General features: G+C 65.0%; 18 protein-coding genes, 1 tRNA gene and 2 pseudogenes. 4 read left to right on the top strand and 17 right to left on the bottom strand.

Annotation, left to right across the window (positions count from 1 at the left end; translation table 11 throughout):
- The 5 genes and pseudogenes from AC2VON_RS21405 to AC2VON_RS21385 all read right to left on the bottom strand — a co-directional run.
- Nucleotides 1–272: pseudogene (locus AC2VON_RS21405) on the bottom strand (hypothetical protein); the annotation flags it as partial.
- A gap of 95 nt (nucleotides 273–367) precedes the next feature.
- Nucleotides 368–1,237 carry a deazapurine DNA modification protein DpdA family protein gene (locus AC2VON_RS21400; RefSeq protein ID WP_036474324.1) on the bottom strand — a complete coding sequence of 290 codons (870 nt, stop codon included), beginning with the start codon at nucleotides 1,235–1,237 and terminating at the stop codon, nucleotides 368–370.
- A 257-nt stretch (nucleotides 1,238–1,494) separates the two neighbouring features.
- Nucleotides 1,495–2,469, bottom strand: coding sequence for a DUF4192 domain-containing protein (locus AC2VON_RS21395; RefSeq protein WP_036474322.1), 975 nt, complete (start codon nucleotides 2,467–2,469; stop codon nucleotides 1,495–1,497).
- A 593-nt stretch (nucleotides 2,470–3,062) separates the two neighbouring features.
- Nucleotides 3,063–4,245: pseudogene (locus tag AC2VON_RS21390) on the bottom strand (IS481 family transposase).
- A gap of 113 nt (nucleotides 4,246–4,358) precedes the next feature.
- Nucleotides 4,359–4,431: transfer RNA gene (locus AC2VON_RS21385), tRNA-Lys, on the bottom strand.
- A 73-nt stretch (nucleotides 4,432–4,504) separates the two neighbouring features.
- Here AC2VON_RS21385 and AC2VON_RS21380 point away from each other — a divergent pair.
- The 4 genes from AC2VON_RS21380 (at nucleotide 4,505) to AC2VON_RS21365 (ending at nucleotide 7,466) form a co-directional block, all read left to right on the top strand.
- The gene (locus tag AC2VON_RS21380; RefSeq protein WP_036474320.1) at nucleotides 4,505–5,125 is read left to right on the top strand and encodes a TetR/AcrR family transcriptional regulator; all 621 of its coding nucleotides are present in this window, start codon (nucleotides 4,505–4,507) and stop codon (nucleotides 5,123–5,125) included.
- A 131-nt stretch (nucleotides 5,126–5,256) separates the two neighbouring features.
- Nucleotides 5,257–6,360: a hypothetical protein gene (locus tag AC2VON_RS21375; RefSeq protein WP_051641748.1), complete on the top strand. Its 1,104-nt coding sequence runs from the start codon at nucleotides 5,257–5,259 to the stop codon at nucleotides 6,358–6,360.
- A gap of 14 nt (nucleotides 6,361–6,374) precedes the next feature.
- On the top strand, nucleotides 6,375–6,956 hold the full coding sequence (locus tag AC2VON_RS21370; protein WP_232232275.1) for a hypothetical protein: 582 nt from the start codon (nucleotides 6,375–6,377) through the stop codon (nucleotides 6,954–6,956).
- A gap of 114 nt (nucleotides 6,957–7,070) precedes the next feature.
- A complete protein-coding gene (locus AC2VON_RS21365) occupies nucleotides 7,071–7,466 on the top strand; it encodes a hypothetical protein (protein WP_486954651.1) in 396 nt (131 codons plus the stop codon).
- Here AC2VON_RS21365 and AC2VON_RS21360 read toward each other — a convergent pair.
- The 12 genes from AC2VON_RS21360 to AC2VON_RS21305 all read right to left on the bottom strand — a co-directional run bounded on the left by AC2VON_RS21360 (nucleotide 7,463) and on the right by AC2VON_RS21305 (nucleotide 18,010).
- Nucleotides 7,463–7,861: a hypothetical protein gene (locus AC2VON_RS21360; protein ID WP_139830093.1), complete on the bottom strand. Its 399-nt coding sequence runs from the start codon at nucleotides 7,859–7,861 to the stop codon at nucleotides 7,463–7,465. The genes AC2VON_RS21365 and AC2VON_RS21360 overlap by 4 nt on opposite strands.
- Nucleotides 7,862–7,923: 62 nt before the next feature.
- A complete protein-coding gene (locus AC2VON_RS21355; protein ID WP_036474318.1) occupies nucleotides 7,924–8,229 on the bottom strand; it encodes a hypothetical protein in 306 nt (101 codons plus the stop codon).
- Nucleotides 8,230–8,239: 10 nt separating this feature from the next.
- Entirely contained in the window at nucleotides 8,240–9,217 is a 978-nt protein-coding gene (locus tag AC2VON_RS21350) for a type VII secretion target (protein WP_081284056.1), read from the bottom strand.
- A gap of 178 nt (nucleotides 9,218–9,395) precedes the next feature.
- Nucleotides 9,396–10,325 carry a DUF2637 domain-containing protein gene (locus AC2VON_RS21345; RefSeq protein WP_036473331.1) on the bottom strand — a complete coding sequence of 310 codons (930 nt, stop codon included), beginning with the start codon at nucleotides 10,323–10,325 and terminating at the stop codon, nucleotides 9,396–9,398.
- Between the two features lie 299 nt (nucleotides 10,326–10,624).
- Complete coding sequence (gene dnaB, locus AC2VON_RS21340) at nucleotides 10,625–12,004, bottom strand: replicative DNA helicase (RefSeq protein ID WP_051641719.1); 1,380 nt, start codon at nucleotides 12,002–12,004, stop codon at nucleotides 10,625–10,627.
- A gap of 11 nt (nucleotides 12,005–12,015) precedes the next feature.
- Nucleotides 12,016–13,257, bottom strand: a complete 1,242-nt coding sequence (locus tag AC2VON_RS21335) for an oxygenase MpaB family protein (RefSeq protein WP_036473337.1) — start codon at nucleotides 13,255–13,257, stop codon at nucleotides 12,016–12,018.
- A gap of 758 nt (nucleotides 13,258–14,015) precedes the next feature.
- Nucleotides 14,016–14,276 carry a hypothetical protein gene (locus tag AC2VON_RS21330; protein ID WP_084954305.1) on the bottom strand — a complete coding sequence of 87 codons (261 nt, stop codon included), beginning with the start codon at nucleotides 14,274–14,276 and terminating at the stop codon, nucleotides 14,016–14,018.
- 48 nt (nucleotides 14,277–14,324) lie between these two features.
- Complete coding sequence (locus AC2VON_RS21325) at nucleotides 14,325–15,062, bottom strand: hypothetical protein (protein WP_051641659.1); 738 nt, start codon at nucleotides 15,060–15,062, stop codon at nucleotides 14,325–14,327.
- On the bottom strand, nucleotides 15,059–15,235 hold the full coding sequence (locus AC2VON_RS21320) for a hypothetical protein (protein WP_176234869.1): 177 nt from the start codon (nucleotides 15,233–15,235) through the stop codon (nucleotides 15,059–15,061). The genes AC2VON_RS21325 and AC2VON_RS21320 overlap by 4 nt, the downstream gene beginning before the upstream one ends.
- Nucleotides 15,232–16,971: an SNF2-related protein gene (locus AC2VON_RS21315; protein WP_051641660.1), complete on the bottom strand. Its 1,740-nt coding sequence runs from the start codon at nucleotides 16,969–16,971 to the stop codon at nucleotides 15,232–15,234. The genes AC2VON_RS21320 and AC2VON_RS21315 overlap by 4 nt, the downstream gene beginning before the upstream one ends.
- Nucleotides 16,968–17,381 carry a hypothetical protein gene (locus AC2VON_RS21310; protein ID WP_051641661.1) on the bottom strand — a complete coding sequence of 138 codons (414 nt, stop codon included), beginning with the start codon at nucleotides 17,379–17,381 and terminating at the stop codon, nucleotides 16,968–16,970. Before AC2VON_RS21310 ends, AC2VON_RS21315 begins: the two co-directional genes overlap by 4 nt.
- Nucleotides 17,378–18,010, bottom strand: coding sequence for a DUF1643 domain-containing protein (locus AC2VON_RS21305; protein ID WP_225337344.1), 633 nt, complete (start codon nucleotides 18,008–18,010; stop codon nucleotides 17,378–17,380). Before AC2VON_RS21305 ends, AC2VON_RS21310 begins: the two co-directional genes overlap by 4 nt.
- Nucleotides 18,011–18,013: the final 3 nt, after the last annotated feature.

Here is an 18,013-nt window from a genome sequence, read left to right as displayed (position 1 = left end):
ACCGGCCGGGTCGCAGGCGGCTGTCCGCCGGCCAACAGCACCGCATATGTCGCCTGAGTTTCGTTGTCCCGCTTGGCCTGCGCGTCGGCGGTCATCGGTGGACCGTCGCTTTGGCGCAGGTGACTGCCGAACGCCGCTGCACACTCCGCGCACGGCATCCCCTTCTGCTCTGCAGCGTTACCGCAGCCAGGCAGGATGCAGCGCGGCCCAGACAGCTCGTCGCCGCCGGCCGCGCCCTTACGCGCCCGACCGCCGCCAGTGGTCGCCATCATGGTTCTCACATCCCCTTCCTTCGGTTGTTCGCACCGAGTCAGCCTTGGCCGCCCTGCGCACCGGCACAGCCCGGGTGCAGAGCGCACGCTGGCGCTCAGGCCGCCGCGGCGTTCAGTTCGCGCAGCACCCATAACTCTCGTTGATGACATGTTCCGGCGGTGCCGTCGCAGGGTTCGCCGTGTTCGGTGCACCCGCCGGCAACCAGGCCCCGGCGCCACCGCAACGCCCACTTGAGACAGTTCGAGCACTTCGCGTGAGCGCAGCCCGGCAGCCGCGGGTTCTTTCGCGCGTTCAGGCTCCACCCCATGCTGTCCGACGACGCCAGCAGATCCCCGTAGATCCGAAGGCCTTGTGTCTTAACCCCGTACCCGTGCAGCGGCACCTCCGGATCACGATCACGCAACGCCTCCAGCACTTCGCGGATCTCGCCGGTGTGTTGCCGCCGGCACACCGACCCGACACCGACCGACGGATAAGTGCTGACGTTCACCCCGGCCTCGCCGAACATGTCCCAGCACCGCAGGTAATCCTCGACAGTTTGGCCCTGGCAAGTGGGCATAAACGGGGCTTCGGGATGCAGGTCCGCGTCGTCGTCCTCATGCCACATCCGTTCCAGCAGCACGAAGTTCGCCACGGTGCGCCGCTGGTGTTCCTCGACGGTCAGGCCGGTGCGGGCAAGCATGTCGTCCTCACACATCCAGTCCATTCCGGCCGCCCATTCCAGCTGGCCAATCTCGCGGTCGTAGCGCTTTACCGCCGAGACATACTCCTCCGCAGTGGTGCGCCACCCTCCGTAAAGAGACAGTTCTGAGAACCCCCCGGAATCCAGCGCCCACCCCGAACGTGCCTTCGGCAGTGTCTTACGTCGCGACAAGCGGCGGTGCGACACGAACAACGGCACACCCACATGTGCTAACCACCCATCCATATGCGTCCCCAGGTAGAACACCGGCGCACTCGCCATAACCCAAACCCCTCACGGGTCGGTGGGCCCGCCCTCGCGGTAGGCCCTACACACACGGATACTACCGGCCGCTACCGACACGGCGACCGAGGAGAAAAGGAGAAGAAGAAGACAAGAACATCACCACACCCGCACTCCCACATACGAATTGACCACTACCCCAGCCCTATGCCGGGTGGGGTAGTCGACCGCCTTGCGGGTTGGCAGGGTGCGATCAGCGCCAGGCATATCCGCACCCCGCAACCTCCGGGCAAGGGTCAAATCACCAGCGCTGAGACATGGTGCTGGATCAGGTTGCGAATCTCTTCAGGCCGCACTCCGTTCTGCAGCGCGCAATCCAGCAATCCGGCCATCCGATGAGCTGGATCGTCTGCCAACGCCGCCTCGAGCGCGACGCCAGCTAGCGGCCCTTCGCCCCGCGAAAATGCGCTGAATCCGACGAGGCACAAGGCTTCGGATCGGTAGGGCTGTGGCAGGACCCGCGCCAGCTGGCTCCACAGCATCTCGGCTGCGCTCGCTTCGTGTGAGTCCACCAACGTAAACAGCGCATCTCGCACCCGCACGTCGCCCAGCGATGCGCCGATATCCGCCAGCTCGGCATTCGACAAGACGGCGCCCTGGCCCACGCGACGCACCGCAGCCACCGCCTGGCGCACCGATACGGGCACGTCATCCACCGCGCCGCCAGCACAGTCAGCACCGGCCAGCATGGGCGCCACCGCAGCGGCGCGCTGAACATCAACGGCCACAATCGCTCTTAGCTCATCCCGCGTCTCATACATCCGGCGTCCCGCGACCACCGCTGCCGCCGCGGCGGCCGAAGACGCTGGATCGTCGAGCACACCGGACTTGCCACACCCGTCCACACATTGCCACCGTCCACCCGCCTCGACTCGGTCCAACATCACGGCATCCAGAAGGCGCACGCCCGCCGCTTCCAGCGCCTCTCCCAACCTTGCCGCCATGCCAGCAAAGCGCTCCGCGCACATCTCGCACGAGCTGCTCAGCGTCGACACGAACACCGCCAGGGCGCCATCGGCACCACTGCGCCCCACCAACGACGCCAACCTCTCCAGCGCATTCGACGCCGCGACGTCGCTGAGATCCACACGCAGAACGCAACTCACGCAGCCACCCTGTACGGCCGCCACCACCAGCGACTCCACAGGCCGAAACCCAAGAACTCCCACCAGATTCCGAACGACGTCACCAATGGACTTGGTTGAATACATCTTGCGCTCCCCCTTTGGGAATTGTGGGCCAGCCCCAATGACCTGCCCTTACAACACCGATCGTATCGGCAGCCACCGACAACAACGACGCTATCGCGGCTACTACTGGTGGTGGTGGGTGGTGGTGGTTGAGGCGATGCAGCGAAGATTGACCAGAATCGCCGAGGTACTTTGACAGATACCCGGCGTGTCGCGTACCGGTGTCAAACTAACTGCCCGCCGAAATCGCCACTCTCCCCGGAGCAATTACCGCTCGGCATGCCTGCGCGACCTGTTGTTAAACAACACTGACCACCTTGTCAATCCTCACTGCATCTCGACAACAACAACAACAGCAGTGGTTAATGCTGCTTTTCGGACTGCACCCCCACCCCACGCCTGTGCCGGGTGGGGTTTTAACACTGCCGGCGGCCCGGCTGGATGCTTAACGGGTGGTTGAGCATCGCCACCGTTGGTGGCCGTAGGCGTGAGGACACACCGCAGCGTTAGTAACTGAAAAACGCTGCCCTCGTCGGAAAAACTGTGCCCCTGTTCAGAGTCGGTTGATGGGTGACATTTCTATGCCGGTTGATCCTTGACACTCTGTGTGTGGTTTAGGTCCCGGCGCTGGTGCGTAGGGCCCGTTTGTTTCGTACCTCGCCGGTACTGGTGCGCGCGGCGGTTTTGACGAGTTCGTCGCCGATGAAAAACCGCAGCAGCTCGCCGTCGACGTGGACGTCGCAGCGAGCGCCGGCATGGTGGCGTCCGATGCAGACTTGTTGCCAGGACACGCACACGATGCCGTTGGAACACACCCGGCGGCTGACCCAATCATCACCGCTGCGATCAGCCACCGGTAAAGCCACCGTCGGCGACGCTGGGGCCGCCGGGGTGAACCGCTGGGCAGGGGTGTCCATGTCCAGCGACTGATGCGGGCGGGCGCTGTTGTAGTAAGCCACCCACTCATCGAGAGCCTGCTGGGCTGCCTTCAGGTTCGCGAACGATGATGTGCTGCTGAGGAATTCCGCGCGCATGCTGCGGTGGAACCGCTCGATCTTGCCGGTCGTGGTGGGGCTGCGTGGCTGGGTCAACAGATGCTCGATGCCGTGTTCGCGGCAGATCCGATCAAAGAGCACCTCGACCACGGGGTGATTGAACCGCCCGGTGAACACCTTGCCGTTATCGGTGAGAATCTGCTCGGGCGCCCCGTAGGTCTGTAGCGCTACGCGTAGCCCGTCGCAGACCGCCCGGGTGCGTTCCCGGGCCATCAACCGCGCACAGACACACATCCGCGAATGATCATCAATCCCGGTCAACGCCTTGGCGCAGCTGCCATCAGCCAGTGGGAACCCGCCCACGATGTCCATCTGCCACAACTCCATCGGCGCCCCGCGTTCCCAGCGTTTCCACTTGCGCGAGCGCCGATCCCGCAGACCCGGATCGATCATGTTCGCCCGCACCAAGGCCCGGTAGGCCGCTGACTCCGAGGGCACCGGCGACACCTGGCGTTTCGCCAGCTCGAACACCAACCGCCGCGGACCCCAGTATGGACGCGAGCGGCGCAACTCCAACGGCACCGCCTCGACCCGCGCGGGCATTTGATGTGGACAACTCACCGGCCGATGCGACCGATCCACCAGGCCCTCAAGACCCTGGGCCTCATAGCGGGCCAACCACGAGTGCAGCGTCTGGCGCGACACCAACCAACTTCTCGGCCACCTGCGAGATCGACAACCCATCGCTGATCACCGCCAACACGGCCTGATACCTCTGTTCGGCCACGGATAACTCCCTCATCGAAGGAGTGTCAAGGATCAACCGAAGTAACTGTCAACCATCAGCCGAAACACCGTCAGGCATCACCCGAAGACAAAATGTCAAGCATCAACCGGCGTCATACAGAAAAACTGTGCCCCCGCGGAGACTCGAACTCCGGACCCGCAGATTAAAAGTCAGCTGCTCTACCAACTGAGCTACGGAGGCCTTGGTCGTATCTTTACCTTGACACCCCAAAGCGTAGCAGCGCCGCTTTGGCGCGTCAAGGTATGATCGTTGCATGCCACCATCTCGAAAACGCCGCCGCCCAGACGAAACCCAGTCGTTAATCCTCTACGCCGCTCAGGAATTGCTGATCGAGGCCGGGCCGCGGGCGGTCGAAGTACGCGCCGTCGCCGAGCGCGTCGGCATAACCGACGCCGGTGTCAACCATCACTTCGGTAGCCGCGAAGGGCTGCTCGCAGCTGTGCTGCGTCACAGCAGCGGCCGGATCCGCGCGGCCGTCGAGGACGCCGCACAGGAGTGGGTGCGCGCCGGCGCGCAGATACCTGAGCTGGTGGACCGTATCGCTGAGGTCTACGCCGACGGATACGGCGAGCTCGCGATGGCCCTCCACAGCGCGGGATGGCGCGATCACAGCGACGGCATCTTGGAACCTGTCGTTGACGCCCTCCATGCCGCCCGGCGCAAATCCGGCGGCCGGCGCCCCCCACGCGACGACACCCGCCTCGCCGTCGCCGCTCTGCACCAGGCGCTGGCCACCGAACCCGCCTACGGTGCTGAATTTCGTCGCACTGCGGGCATCAAGGAACCCGACGCCAGCCGCCGCCGCCAACTGCGCTGGTGGACACAGACACTGACAGCCGTGCTGGATCTCGACCGGCCAGCCACACGCACGTAACAGGCCATAGCGCCCATCCGTGACCGGCGCGCTGAGGCCGCGCCGCTGTTGCCCGAACTGCAGTTCAGCAAGCTGCCACAGTTGGTAGGTTTACTCCACGCACGGCAGACGCGGCGGAGGAGGGCTGTCTCGTGGATGCCATCGAGCAGCTGGAGATGCTGTCACAAGAACAGCATCGGCGCTATTTCGATTTGTTCGGCTCCACCCCCGTCGATGGCGGCGGCTTTGGTGACCTCAGTAGCTACGCTCGCACCCTCAGTCAAGGGACCAACGACACGCGCGCCCAGATAATCGGGGCGAGGTTCTCAACCGCCGTGGCCGCTTCCTACGCCGTCGCCACACAAGCCGACCATCTCGTTCTGGATGCGACCGCGCGTTCTCACGGTACCTGGGCCTCTATCACCGATGAGAGCCGTCGGATCAACTTCGAAGGCGCCCGAGCCATCGATGCAAACGCCCGACTCGAGGCGTCCGAGGTCGGCGCCATCCCGGACCCGAATTCGCCGGCGGGTCAAGCGCAAATCCTGAGCCGCATCAACGACCACCAAGCCAAAGCTGCCGCCCTCGTGGAACAAGCCGCGACGGCCGAGCAAGCTTTAGGCGCACGCGCAGCCGCAGCTGGCGAGCAAGGATCGACACCGCGTATACAGGCGGTCGACCAGCACACGTTCAAACAAGATCCCCCACCCCCACCCCCGCCTAAGCCCCCAGTCGAGGGCCTCCCACCTGAGGGCGTGCGGCCGCCCGTCGAGGGGCCCCTGACCGAGGGGCCTGCGAGTCGTCCCAGCGCGGTGGCACGCGGAGGGCGAAGCCTCTATGACCAACACGGCGGTGAGTGGCGCTACTACCCCGGTGACGAATGGCAGCACAATCCGCACTGGGATTACAAACCCCGCCCGGGGCCGGGCTCTGACTGGGAAAACGTTCCCATTGGCGGGCTACCTCCAGTCAGCGGCCCCTCGATCATCTCCGGTCTGCCGCCGTGGTTGCTCAATCCGAATGCGCCCGCACCGCCGGGCGTGATCGGGCCACCACAGAATCCGTTGTTGGCGCCGTTCCCCGGCGCCACCATGCCGGCGCCACCCCCGGCATCCTCCCCGCCGCCGGCGCCGAGCTTGATCCCCCACATCAGCCCGCCGCACATCGACGTGCCACCGCCGAGCCCCGCCGAAACCGAGGTGGCCGGCGGCGGGCTACTTCTGTTGCTCCTCCTGGGCGCGGTGGCCATCGCATGAACGACGTTTCCCCCATGCCGACCGCGTTTGATCCCACCGCGGTGTCGTCGCTGGCACAAGAAATCGCCCAGCACGTCGGCCCCTTGCAACATGTGGCCTCCACACACCTGCACCTCTGGTTGCCGGCACTCGCCGTCCCCTCCGCGTGGGCTATCGCCGACGCTGACGCCCCCGCGGTGACGCGTCTGCTGCTTCGCCGCGTGAACAGCACCAACCACTGGGATGGCTGCGAGGTCCTCAACCTGTACCGGGTACCGGGCACGGTGCCAGAAGCACTTGTTCTACGTAACGCCGACCGCATCTTGCGCGACAGTCAGGCAACCGAGATCAGCGCTCACCCGGTCGACGTACCGCCGCAATACGCAATCGTCGCCACCCGGGCCTCGGGCCGCCTAACCACCGGTAACCGCCAGGTTCTCAGTCACTTCAACAACTACGTCGTCAACAGCGCTGGCGGCGGGGCACTCATCGAGCAAGCCGTTGTCGTTGGCGCCGACGCCCAGTCGGCCTTAGCCGCGGAGTGCGCCGCATTGACTGAAAACCTGTACCGCTCGCTACTTGCCAGCATCGACCGTCCGCACGATCCGAGATTATGAGCCCGCGCTGCGCGATGAAGAAATCACACATCGTCCGTCTTGTCTTTGCGCCTCGGTATCATTCAACAACGACACTCAACTAGGTGCCTGGATAATCCCATGAACATAATTCGCGTGAACTATCTGCCCCGCTTTGATTACGGGCACGATGCGGTGTTGCTGACTCTGGACGGCCCTGGGCTCGACACTTTCCGCGCCGCACTCAACGACGCCATCCAGCGAGGGTCGTCGCGTTTGGAGCACGACAGCGTGACCCACGAATTCGTCATCAGCGCCGGCGCAGCCGATATCACCCTTGACCCAACGCACGTCAATTGGCAACTTGACCCGGCCAAAGCGGACGAGATCTCCCTTGACCTAACGGTTTTGAGCCAGAAGGGCCGCGCCGGCCATAACTACGTCGATATGTCGACACCTGCACCCACCCTCGTTGTGTCGCGCGACGAATACCTCGCAGTGACCTATCCCTGGATCGACCCGCCGGCACAAAGTCAAGGTACCCACGCCTAGGGCACGCTCCTGCGGCCTGCATTGGCTCCTCTCGGCCTGGGGGTCGAATGCCGTTCGGGCAGCGTTCTTTCCGCTGCCGCCGCGCAACCATCATTCGCCTCACGGATGAGGTTACTGGGCGGCAAACCGGTGGTGTGGATGCTCAGGCGTGAGCAGCAGTCCAAGCGACGGCGAAGTAGCTCACCATCAATCCGACGCCGATCAGCAGTGGCGCGATTCTGTAGGTGGCTGCGTGCGGATGGCTTCAGCCACAGGATTACTGCGACGTACGAGGCGATATGCAGGGCGTAGAAATACAATCCGGCGGCGGCGAGGGTGAAAGTCACCACGAACCAGAATCCGACTCCGGCGGCGAGGCCCGTCCCCAGGAAGGCCACCCATTGGATGCGGTTCAATGCTGTCATTCTACTGCCTGAGTTCCTCAGTGCGAGTGGAGATTTCGCCACGGCCGCGTCGCTCACACTTCATCCGACTCGGAGGTCTGATGAGTCATTGGTCCCACGTTGTTCGACGCTCTTTCGAGTACGAAAGTTCCTTTGCGTAGCGACCACCTGTAGATCCACAGGTTGAGCACGACGAGTACCGCCAGAACGTAGCTCGAGGGCGAGGGCTTTGTCGGAATCAGAAGAACCAGTACACAAGTGGCGACCCAGTAGATGTTCTGTCCCACTGTTGCCCACATTCCGCGACGCATGACGACCGCAAGCAGAATGAAGTACAACAGCACTGGCAAAATCCACCAATACTCACCCACGTTCTTCATCGAGACGTCCTTAGGGCCCGGCGATCATGCTGGGCATGATGGGTCCAAGTCCTGAATTTCCGCCTGTAGCAGTGCCGTTGAGGAAGGAGAACTGGAAACCACAGTCGTCGGGCATGTAGTAGTGAATGCTGGGGTTCGCTGCCGACAGTGTCGCGATTTGCGGAAGAGTTATCGGCTCCCATGGACCTCGGTATGCCGGCGGGCTGATGCCTGAGAGGCCGCCGGTGTTGGTACCGCCCAGCTCGCCGGTGATCTCGTTGGGGGCTTTAGGGGCCCATGCCGGCCCGGCGATTGTGCCCTGCGTCCATTTTTGAGCCTCGTAGGTGTACTGCACCCATTGCTGCTGGTGGCCGTCAACGGGGTCAGTGCGGGTGTAGTGCGTGTAGTCCTCACCTGAGATGCGGAAGCGATATTGTTCTTGCAGGTAGGCGAACGGCGGAGCGTTGTCATCGGCCCATGTTTTGCCGCCGGGCGGATAGAAGCCTGTGGGGCCGCCCTCAAGCGAAGGGCCTTTCCAGGGGCGGTGTCCAGTCCAGGGCGGCGGCGGAGTTTTCCCCACGTAGGGCGGCGGGACGATGTCTTGCCAGTGACCGAATCGTTCGTCTCCCACAAAGGGATTCCTGGGGTCGATCGCGGGCTGGGGTTGGTCGGGGTCGTTCGCAGCGTCCTTGTTGTCGACGGGGCGGAACTCGTTGTCCAGTGCCTGCGCGCCGGTCTGGTCGGCCTTGGTGTAGGTGGCGCTGTGCTCAGTGAAGCGCTGCGAGTAGGTGTTGAAGTCGGCGACCTTGGCCTGGAGCGGGCCCTCGGCCTTGGCCAGGCCGGCGGCGATGCCCACCGCCGTGGGGTAGCCCATCGGCCCGTGAGTCTGCATGACCCGCTGTAGTTCGGTGACGGCCTGCGGTGAAATCTGCGCTGCACGCTGGGCCAGCTCAGAGTAGGCGTCAGCGAACCGCAACAAGTCAGCCGGGTTGGCGTTTAGCTCCGCCATGTCCACCCCCCCATGGTGTCTTTGCCCGCGGCCGTGTCTGCGCTCGGGCCGGCTTCAGCCTACTGCGCGCTTTGGACAGGGTAAACCGCTGACCATCGGCGGTTGAGGCGCACGTCGCGGGCCACGTCCCACAGCAGATGCGGTGCTGCACTGCCTTTGCCTGCAGCAGCGCGCCGAGTCAGAGTTGGTTGGTCCCGTCCGTCGACGGAATGGCAGCGAGCCGGGCCAGCACGTCGTCTGCGGTGTGTGTGATGGTGCGAACGTCGCGGTGGTGCAGGTCGTGGTCGGCGCATACCGCCCGTTTGGAATCTCTCTTGTCGTAGAGACGGTGCAAGATCTCGGCGAGCTGCGTGGTGGGCAGCTCGCCGATCTTGCGCACGTCGCTGTTCTGCTCGCGTATGACTGCGGCGATGGATTCCCACCAGAGCCGCCGCTCGGCCTCGGATCGCGGGCCGCTGCTGACAGTGCCGGCGGCCGGCGAGAGCGGCACTGTCGCACCAGCCGGCGTCTCGATACCCTCACCGCCGTTACGTGGGGAGGCCAGGGTCAGCAACGCCAACGTCGAGCAGATCAGCGACATGTCGACCCCGATCGGCCACAGCCACGCCGTACCTGCGCTCATACCGACCAAGATCATGAGGTTCCGCAGAGACACGAACGACATCGCGAACGCACAGCCGGCGACACCCGCCATCAGCAGCAGCGCAGCGCCCAGCACGGCGGCGTCGACGCGGCGGTAGCCGTGTCGACGGTTCTTGATCAGTAGAGCCACCGAATGCGTCGACCCGAGCAGGATCGCGGGCGGAACGGCGGCCGCGATCGAGGCCAGCAGCTTCAAGTGGGGAGCCGGCGCAGTCATCCACGCATGAATCACGTTGCCGCCGATGGAAACCACGGTGGCGAACAGCAACCACATCCAGAAAAACCACACTGCGTGGCGCCGGGTGGCGTCGGGTTTGACGACATCGCTTTGGGCGAGGGTCCGCGACGGCTTCGCCTCGAGCGCAAGCTCCGCGGGCGCCGGTCCTGGCCACGACGAAGCGGACCGCAGGTGCTCGGCGGTGTCTGCCCCGTTACGGGCCGGAGCATCGTTATCAAGCACTGTCATGGGGTTTCTCAGTTCTCGTTATTCCGTCTCTGGGGTGACACCTGAGGGGTACAACGCCGCGGACGACATTGTCCGCGCTCGGAATCAGCTGTAGCACAATCTGATTAGTTGACCGCAGCCTTGCCTGGCCGGATGGTAACAGCCCGAACGGACACCGTCGATGGATAGCGCACCTGGTGGGGATAACGCGGCTCAGTCCTGTGCCGCTTCGGCCCTGCACTGGCCGCGATGGAGTTCGATGTGACCACCTTCAATGAGCCTTTCGCCCGTCGTGGTCGTCGAAGACCACCACCACGAACTCAGCTGCGGGCCAGGTCGCGAAAACTTGACATGTGCAGGGTGCTCGCGACTGTCAAAGTTCTTGGGGCGGGCCCATTTCGTTGTTTGGCGACGATCAGGTCCGCCTCGCCTCCTCGGGGGCTGTCCCGATCGTAGGCGTCGGGCCTGTGAATGAGGATGACCATGTCGGCGTCCTGCTCCAATTGACCGGTCTCGCGTAGGTCAGAGAGTTGGGGGATTTTGTCGGTGCGTTGTTCGGGCCCGCGGTTGAGCTGGCTGACGGCGACGACCGGCACATCGAGTTCTTTGGCCATCAGCTTGAGGCTGCGGGAAAATTCGGCCACTTCGGTCTGGCGGGATTCGACACGCTTGCCTGAGGTCATCAGCTGCAGATAGTCCACCACGATCAGCTGTAGCTCGGTCTTTTGTTTGAGCCGGCGGGCTTTGGCGCGGATCTCCATCATGGTCAGGTTGGGTGAATCATCGATATACAGTGGAGCGTCGGTGATTTCGCCCATGCGGCGCGCCATTTTGGTCCAATCGTCATCACTGAGACGTCCAGAGCGCATGTCGGCCAACTTGATCCGCGCTTCGGCCGACAGCAGCCGCATCACGATCTCTGACTTGCTCATCTCAAGGCTGAAGATGACGCTGGCCCTGTTGTGGTGGATGGAGCAGGATCGCATGAAATCCATTGCCAGAGTGGATTTGCCTTGGCCGGGCCTGCCCGCCACGATGACCATCTGTCCACCGTGTAGACCGGTGGTGAGGTCGTCGAGCTCGGCGAATCCAGTGGGAACACCGCGGGTCAGTCCGCCGCGGGACTGGATGGCGTCGATCTCGTCCATGGTGTCTTGGATGAGATCGCCCAGCGGCGCATAGTCCTGGGAGGCGCGGTCTTCGGTGACGTCATAGACCTCGGCTTGGGCCCGATCGACTACCTCGGCGATGTCAGCGCCGTCCGCGCCGGCGTAGCCGTACTGCACCACCCGGGTGCCGGCTTGCACCAGGCGGCGCAGCACGGCCTTTTCGGCGACGATGCCGGCGTAGTAGCCGGCGTTGGCCGCGGTGGGCACCGCGGAGATCAGCGTGTGCAGGTACGGCGCACCGCCGACCCGGGCTAGCAGGCTGCGCCGGTCGAGCTCGGCGGCCACCATTACCGCGTCGGCGGGCTCGCCGCGGCCGTACAGGTCCAGGATCACGTCGTAGATGCTCTGGTGGGCTGGCCGGTAGAAGTCAACCGGGCGCAGCCTTTCCAGCACGTCGGCGATCGCATCCTTGCTCAACAGCATCCCGCCCAGCACCGACTGCTCGGCGTCGAGGTCCTGCGGGGGCTGGCGCCGATCGTCGAGCTCGGTGTAAGCCTGCAGCCGCTGGCGGGCGCGGGTCGGTGTGGGCATCTCGAGATCGGTCATGCGGCCACCCACTGGGCGCCGTCGTGATCCTCGTCGCGGTCCCCGGCGAGTTCGGCCGCGATCACGGGCCAGCACTGATCACACACCATCGATTTCAGCGGCAGTTCGGGGCGCATGGTGGCGCGGTGTGAACCGCACAGCATGCACTGGCAGCCTCCGCTGATCGCCAGGTCCATCAGCAGGTCGGTGTCGATAGCGGATGGAGCCGCAATGTCTTCGACCGCAACGGGTTCCGCTGTCAACTGGGCTAGGGTTTCGTGCGCCCAGCGGGTCAAGGCCGCCGCCAAAGGCATCTGCGGGAACAACCGATGGGCCCGCCGTCCCGCCGCGGCCAGCGCGGCGATCGGGTCCACGGGACGGCCGAATTTCACCTCGTGTGCCTTGAGGAGCTCGGCGCGGCCGGCGGGGCTGGTGACCGCGGCCACTTGGGCATACCAGTGCGCAGTGGTGCGTTCCTGTTCCTGGCGGGCCTGGCGTTGGGCCCGCTGCTCCCAGGCGCGTTGCAAGGGGCGCAGCCGGGGTCCGGCACCGGGCACGTTGTGGTGCAGCCGCCACAGCGCGAGGCGCCAGGGCCGCTGCAGGTCCGCCGGCATCGGCCGGTGCAGCTTGTCGAGGATCTGATCGGGCAACCACCCTGCGGCCAGCCGGTTTTGGATCTGCGCACCCAGCATGAACCTCAGGTGCTTGGGCAGCCGTGCCAGCACCTCGGGCAAGCCGGCCAGCACCTGGCGCAGTTCGTCGGTGGATACCTCGACCTCAACCGGTCGGGAGCTGTCGGGCTGCTCGTCGTTGCGGGGGGTAGGGGGGTAGAGAGATTGGTTCTTATAAGGAAGGCGCCGCGAAAAGGTGACCGAATCGGGCTCGCAGTGGCTGCCCGAGGTGATGACCCGGCCGTCGCGATCCCGGGCGAGCACGGCGATATCACCGGTGAATTGGTCGTTGATCGCCACCATTGCGCGGGTGTTGCGGCCTTGGGCTGCCCGATAGACGATCAGCCCGTCGGCCGCCAACGCCGCTAGCGCGCGCCCGACGGTTTTGAGGTCGTAGCGTCGGCCGCCGCCGGCGGCGATGAGCTCGACGAGTTGTCCGAGTGCTACCCGGTCGTCGGTGATTCGGCTCCAGCCGCACAGCAGCTTGAGTACCGCGGTCAGGACGTGGCGTCGGGCGCCTCGCAGGCCAAGCTGGGCAGCGTGTGTTTCGACGCGGCCGCGCACCATTTCGGCGTCGGAAAACGTCACCCGCTGTCGATGCCGGCAAACTTCCTGCGGCCGGCCTCCGCCGCGCCGGCGCGCGCCGACATGTGGCGTCTTTGAGCAGTTCAGACGGTGTTTCTGCGACACTTCGCCTGAATACGTTGAATTGTGTCCTGGGTAAGAGCTACCCTGGGAACTACTTGTCACGCAGTTCTCCCTGTTCAGCACGGGGACCGAGATTCGAAGTTGGCGCTTCGGACCTCACGAAACTCGGAGTTGGCGCTCCGAATTCGACCTTCTGATCGATTCCCAGATCCCCCTTCCGGGGGGTTTCTGTTTTCTGGTCCCGCTATTTTTTTGTGGCGTCTCTCCCCTGGTGTTCGGGGATGTTGGGCGGCTATTGCCTCCTTTCCGACGTGGCTTCCTGATCCGAGTCGTCGGCTTCATCCGACCATGCCTTTGACCGATGAAGGCGGACCGACACGAACTTTCCTGTTTGCTGGCTCTAGCTCGGCGTCATACGGGGGCTCGGAGTCGCTGAAATCGTGTTTGCTGAGCTGCCCCCACCGACGATTTGCCAATTAAAACCGCTGGTAGAGCACCATTTCTACGCATTGTTTGCTGGCGGCCGACCGGCGGCACCGAAGGGCTCCACGCCCTCGAAACCGTGTTTGCTGGCGCGCTAGCCCCTCCATGGGCGTGGGGAAAAGCCCAGGTCGGCCCCGGTTGTCGGGCCGGACAACCGGGACCCCAACCGCCTGGTGCTAACTGTTGCAAGCACCCGCTGTTGGGTCGGGCGCAGATCACGCGGTGGCCTTGGTCAGCTCGGCGCCGAGCGCTAGGTCGACGCCGCTGCCGACGCGTACCGACCACCCGGCGTCGGTCATCTGCTGTCGCAGAAGGGGGTCGGGTTCGAGCAGGGCCATGGCCGTCGCGGGCTCTGTAGCCTGATCACTGCGATACCAGGCGTACGGGTAGCCAGCGGGATCACAGACGACCCAGCCACGATGGCCGGACGGTCGTCCTTTGGTGGCCGCACCGTCAGCGCTCTTGGCGGATGACATGAGAACTCCTTTCCGATTTCAGCTGCACCCCTGCCGGGTGCGGGAACCTCAGAGCCGAGGGGGCATCGACAATGCGCGCCCCGGCGGCTCGGCATCGCTGCCGTCGGCAACATCCACGCCGTAGTGGTGGGCCAGGGTGATCAGCACCGAACACGGGGCGCCGACGACACACTCACCGGTCGGCACGCCCTCGCGCTCCCCCGCCCACGGCCCAGCACTGAACGTGCACTCGGCGCAGACCACGGCAGAGTCGGGACAGCACAGGGTCTCCTCGCCATGGGCCGTTGCAGCGCTCGAGCTCTCGTTGCAGGCCTGGCAGACCATGACCACGGGGCGGTGCCGGGCCGCGTGTGCGAGCAGATCCGAACGATGCCCAGGCTCACCAGCTCGCCCGGGCGGGGCATCAGCCAGAATCGCCACGAAGATGCGCCGCAGCAGATCGGGGTAGCCACCCGCGGTGGCGGCGATGACATCGCGATGCGCGCCATCAGGGAGGTAGTGCGCGATTTCTTGTTCCACTGTGCCTCGGCTCAACGCCACCACCCAGCCGCACCGCTCGCAGCGCCGCGAGGCCAGCCAACGGCTGCCGTAGGTGAAGGGGCCTAACCGCGTGGCGATGTGGTTGCAGCGTTGTCCACACACTGCATAGATTTCGGGCCGGTAGCATTCTTCGACACCTGCCGCGACGCGAGGCCCGAAAACGGCGACATCCACCGCGTGCCAACGCGACTGAAATCCATCGCTGGCCGCCGCGATGGCAAACCGCGATTCGCCATAGCCACTCATCGGGTCACCGTCGCAGTGTCGGCGGCATCGGCGGCAACTGCGCCGGCACCGGACGGCGGCGACAGCCAACGCGGATCGACCTCAACCCCGCCCTGCTGAGCTCGCGCAGTGACCAATTGCCGACGACGCTGCGCGGCAACCGTATTCACCGAAGCCCCATCGTGCTGTCTCACGCTGTTTTCTCCATTGCCGGTAACCGATCGGCCTGCTCCACCACATGGGCGGCCAATCGCCTGATCTGCGCGTAGCGCTCCGGGGTCATCCGATCCGGGGCCGGCTTGCGCACGCCATCACCAGAACCGGTGATGAGCGCATCGGCCTGCAAAGTCTTGATGTCGAGCGTCTCGAGCATCACCGGATCAGACCCGAAATCGGTGGTCGCGAAATAGGCACGCACTGGCCTGGTCTGTCCGGGCCGCCCAGGCCGCCCCATGGCCTGCTTGTGCACGCCCGGGGACCAATCCAGCTCCCCGAATACCAGCGTGTTGACCACCTCTTGCAGCCCGTCGATACCAGCCCCCGAACGCAGCGACATGATCAGCACTCGGGCCCGACCGGCCATGAAATCGTCTAAGGACCGCTCTTTTTCCCTGTCCGTCTCGCGCCCGGTGTACATCGCCGGCCGGTAGGAGCGCAGCCGTTCGGCCCAGATGTCATGCACGGCGTGATGCCACCCCAGCAGGATCACCCGCTGTTCGCTTTGCAACAGCAGCTCCACGAAGTCGGCAACAAACGGCGCCTTGGCAATTCCGGTGTGCTGACGCATCATCCAGTCGAATTGACCTGCCGCCGTCCAGCGTTCGCGAGGGTTAGCAGACTGGTCCAAGATCAGCCGGGCCAGCGCAACCGCATTACCCTCTATCTCGCTGAGCACCTTGGGATCCGACGGCACCGACTGCTCGATCGGAATGATCGGCGGAACCTCGATACCGACCTCTTCAAGCGTGCGCCGCAGCAACAGACCCTGCGAGGTCAAATATGATCTCAACGCCGTCGGGTCATACACCTGGGTTTTGGTGTCCAGCCCCGAGGTGTGGCACCACTCCCGCGCGAACTCATAGCGGTCGCCCAACGCGCCCGGGCGCAGGACGTCGATGACGTTGTAGATCTCCCCGCCGTAGTTGTAGATCGGGGTCCCCGACAGACCAACACGGTAGGTGGCCTCGCGGGCCACGGTCATCGCGGCCTTATACCGGTCGGATTGGTCCCGGCGCAGTTCCTGCACCTCATCGAAAATCACCGTGTTCACAACACCTTTGAGGTGGTGCTGCCACTTGGCCAGCTTCGAGTAACTCATCACAATCAGATCCGCGGTGCGCCCGCGGCGCCGCAGCGAATGAATCGGCCCGGTCTTGACCTCGACCGAGGTGAGCTGAGGGTAGAAGGTGGCCAGCTGGCGCCGCCACTGCTTGGGCATCGTGCCGGTCAACGTGACCGCGAGAGCCGGGCGCGCCTGCGGCCGCTCCAACAGCGCCAGGCTGGTGAACGTCTTGCCCATCCCGAGCTCGTCGGCAACCAGCACCCCGCCGGTCGCCCACACCAGATCCCGCGCGGTGCGCTGATAGCCCCGCAGCGGCACCGCCGGCGACACCCATCCAGGGCCCGCATCGACCGACAGCGCGCCGCCGGAAAGAACATGCTGCACAGCGCTTTCGGCGCGCCGATGCTCGCCGGCCATCGCCCGCAGCCGCTGGCGATCCTGCAACGAGGCCTTCATGGGCCACCGGTCGGTCAGCCATTCCAAATCCCGCGCGACCTCGAGAGTGCCCGTCAGCGTGACCGTGCCACGGGTGGTGGCGGCAACCCGCGGAAAGATCCGCTTGATGCGGATCATGACGTCGGGCTCTGCCTCGATCTCCCACACCCCTTCCGGGGCCCACCGGTACTGACCGACGACGCGCGCCGTCACAGCACCAACCCCGGCCCCGGCAGCGCGACCATCCGCACCGGCACCCCGAAAATTTCGGCGGGCATCCCCGACAGCGAGGACAGCCGCGGCGTCGCGACCACCAGCGCCCCCACCCGCTCATGCGCGGCATACCGGGCCAACTGCGCCAGCACCGACGAACCGCTGGCCCGCATCTTGACCTCGAGAGCCACGCAACCATCAACGAGGAAGTCGGGCCGGTCGCGCTGGGTGAGCCGAAATTCCCGCTCAACCCGAAAGTCGTGCTCCTGCAAGACCTGTTCGATACCGTCTTGCAGGGCGATCTCGCGCGCTGCACGGTAGATCCGCCGCCCCAGGACCGCCACAATATGGTCAGCGATTGCCACCGCATCCGCCGCGGTGTCTTGCGTGGCGTAGTGCGGCGCGCTCACTGTGCCACCACGCTGTCGAACCCAGCGAGCGCATCGCTGTCTGTCAGCAGTGCAGACCACCGCGGGTCGACGTCGATCATGTCGCGGTGCGCTCGTGCAGTCAGGCATTGCAGCGGCGTGTCTTTGCGCAGATATAGCGGGTGGCGCGGCTGTCCGCTGCAGGTCCAGCCCAGTACGGCGAGGCTGCCGCCGGTGGCCTGACAGATCCGCCACATCCGGCTGGCCACGGCCCGGGCCCGCGCCGGGTCGGCGTCAGCACCCCAGGCCAAGACGATCACGTCGTGCGCGGCGGCCTGGGCGTCGAGCTGAGCGTCATTGTCGTACTGCGGATCGTCGCTGGTCCCGATCGGATCATCCATGCCGCCAAGGTCTTTGGGGTTGGTGGCCCGCGCGGCGTACAGGTTGGTCAAGGTGACCGCGCTGTAGCCGAAACCGTCGGCAAACCCGATGTCACGCCGCGATGTGGGGTCGTCGCGGTGCTCGTCGGCGGCCGACGGGTTCAAGGAGATGAACATCAGTGCCGGCCCGGGCCCACGCCGGCAGCTCAGCCAGTACCGGTAGCGCCGATCCGACGAGAAGTGCGCTCGGCGCTCGGGGCGATGCCAGTGCGGCAGGTGAAGATCCAACATCAA

The sequence above is a fragment of the Mycobacterium sp. TH-M82 genome (assembly GCF_057473605.1).
This window is presented reverse-complemented; position numbering and strand designations above follow the sequence as displayed.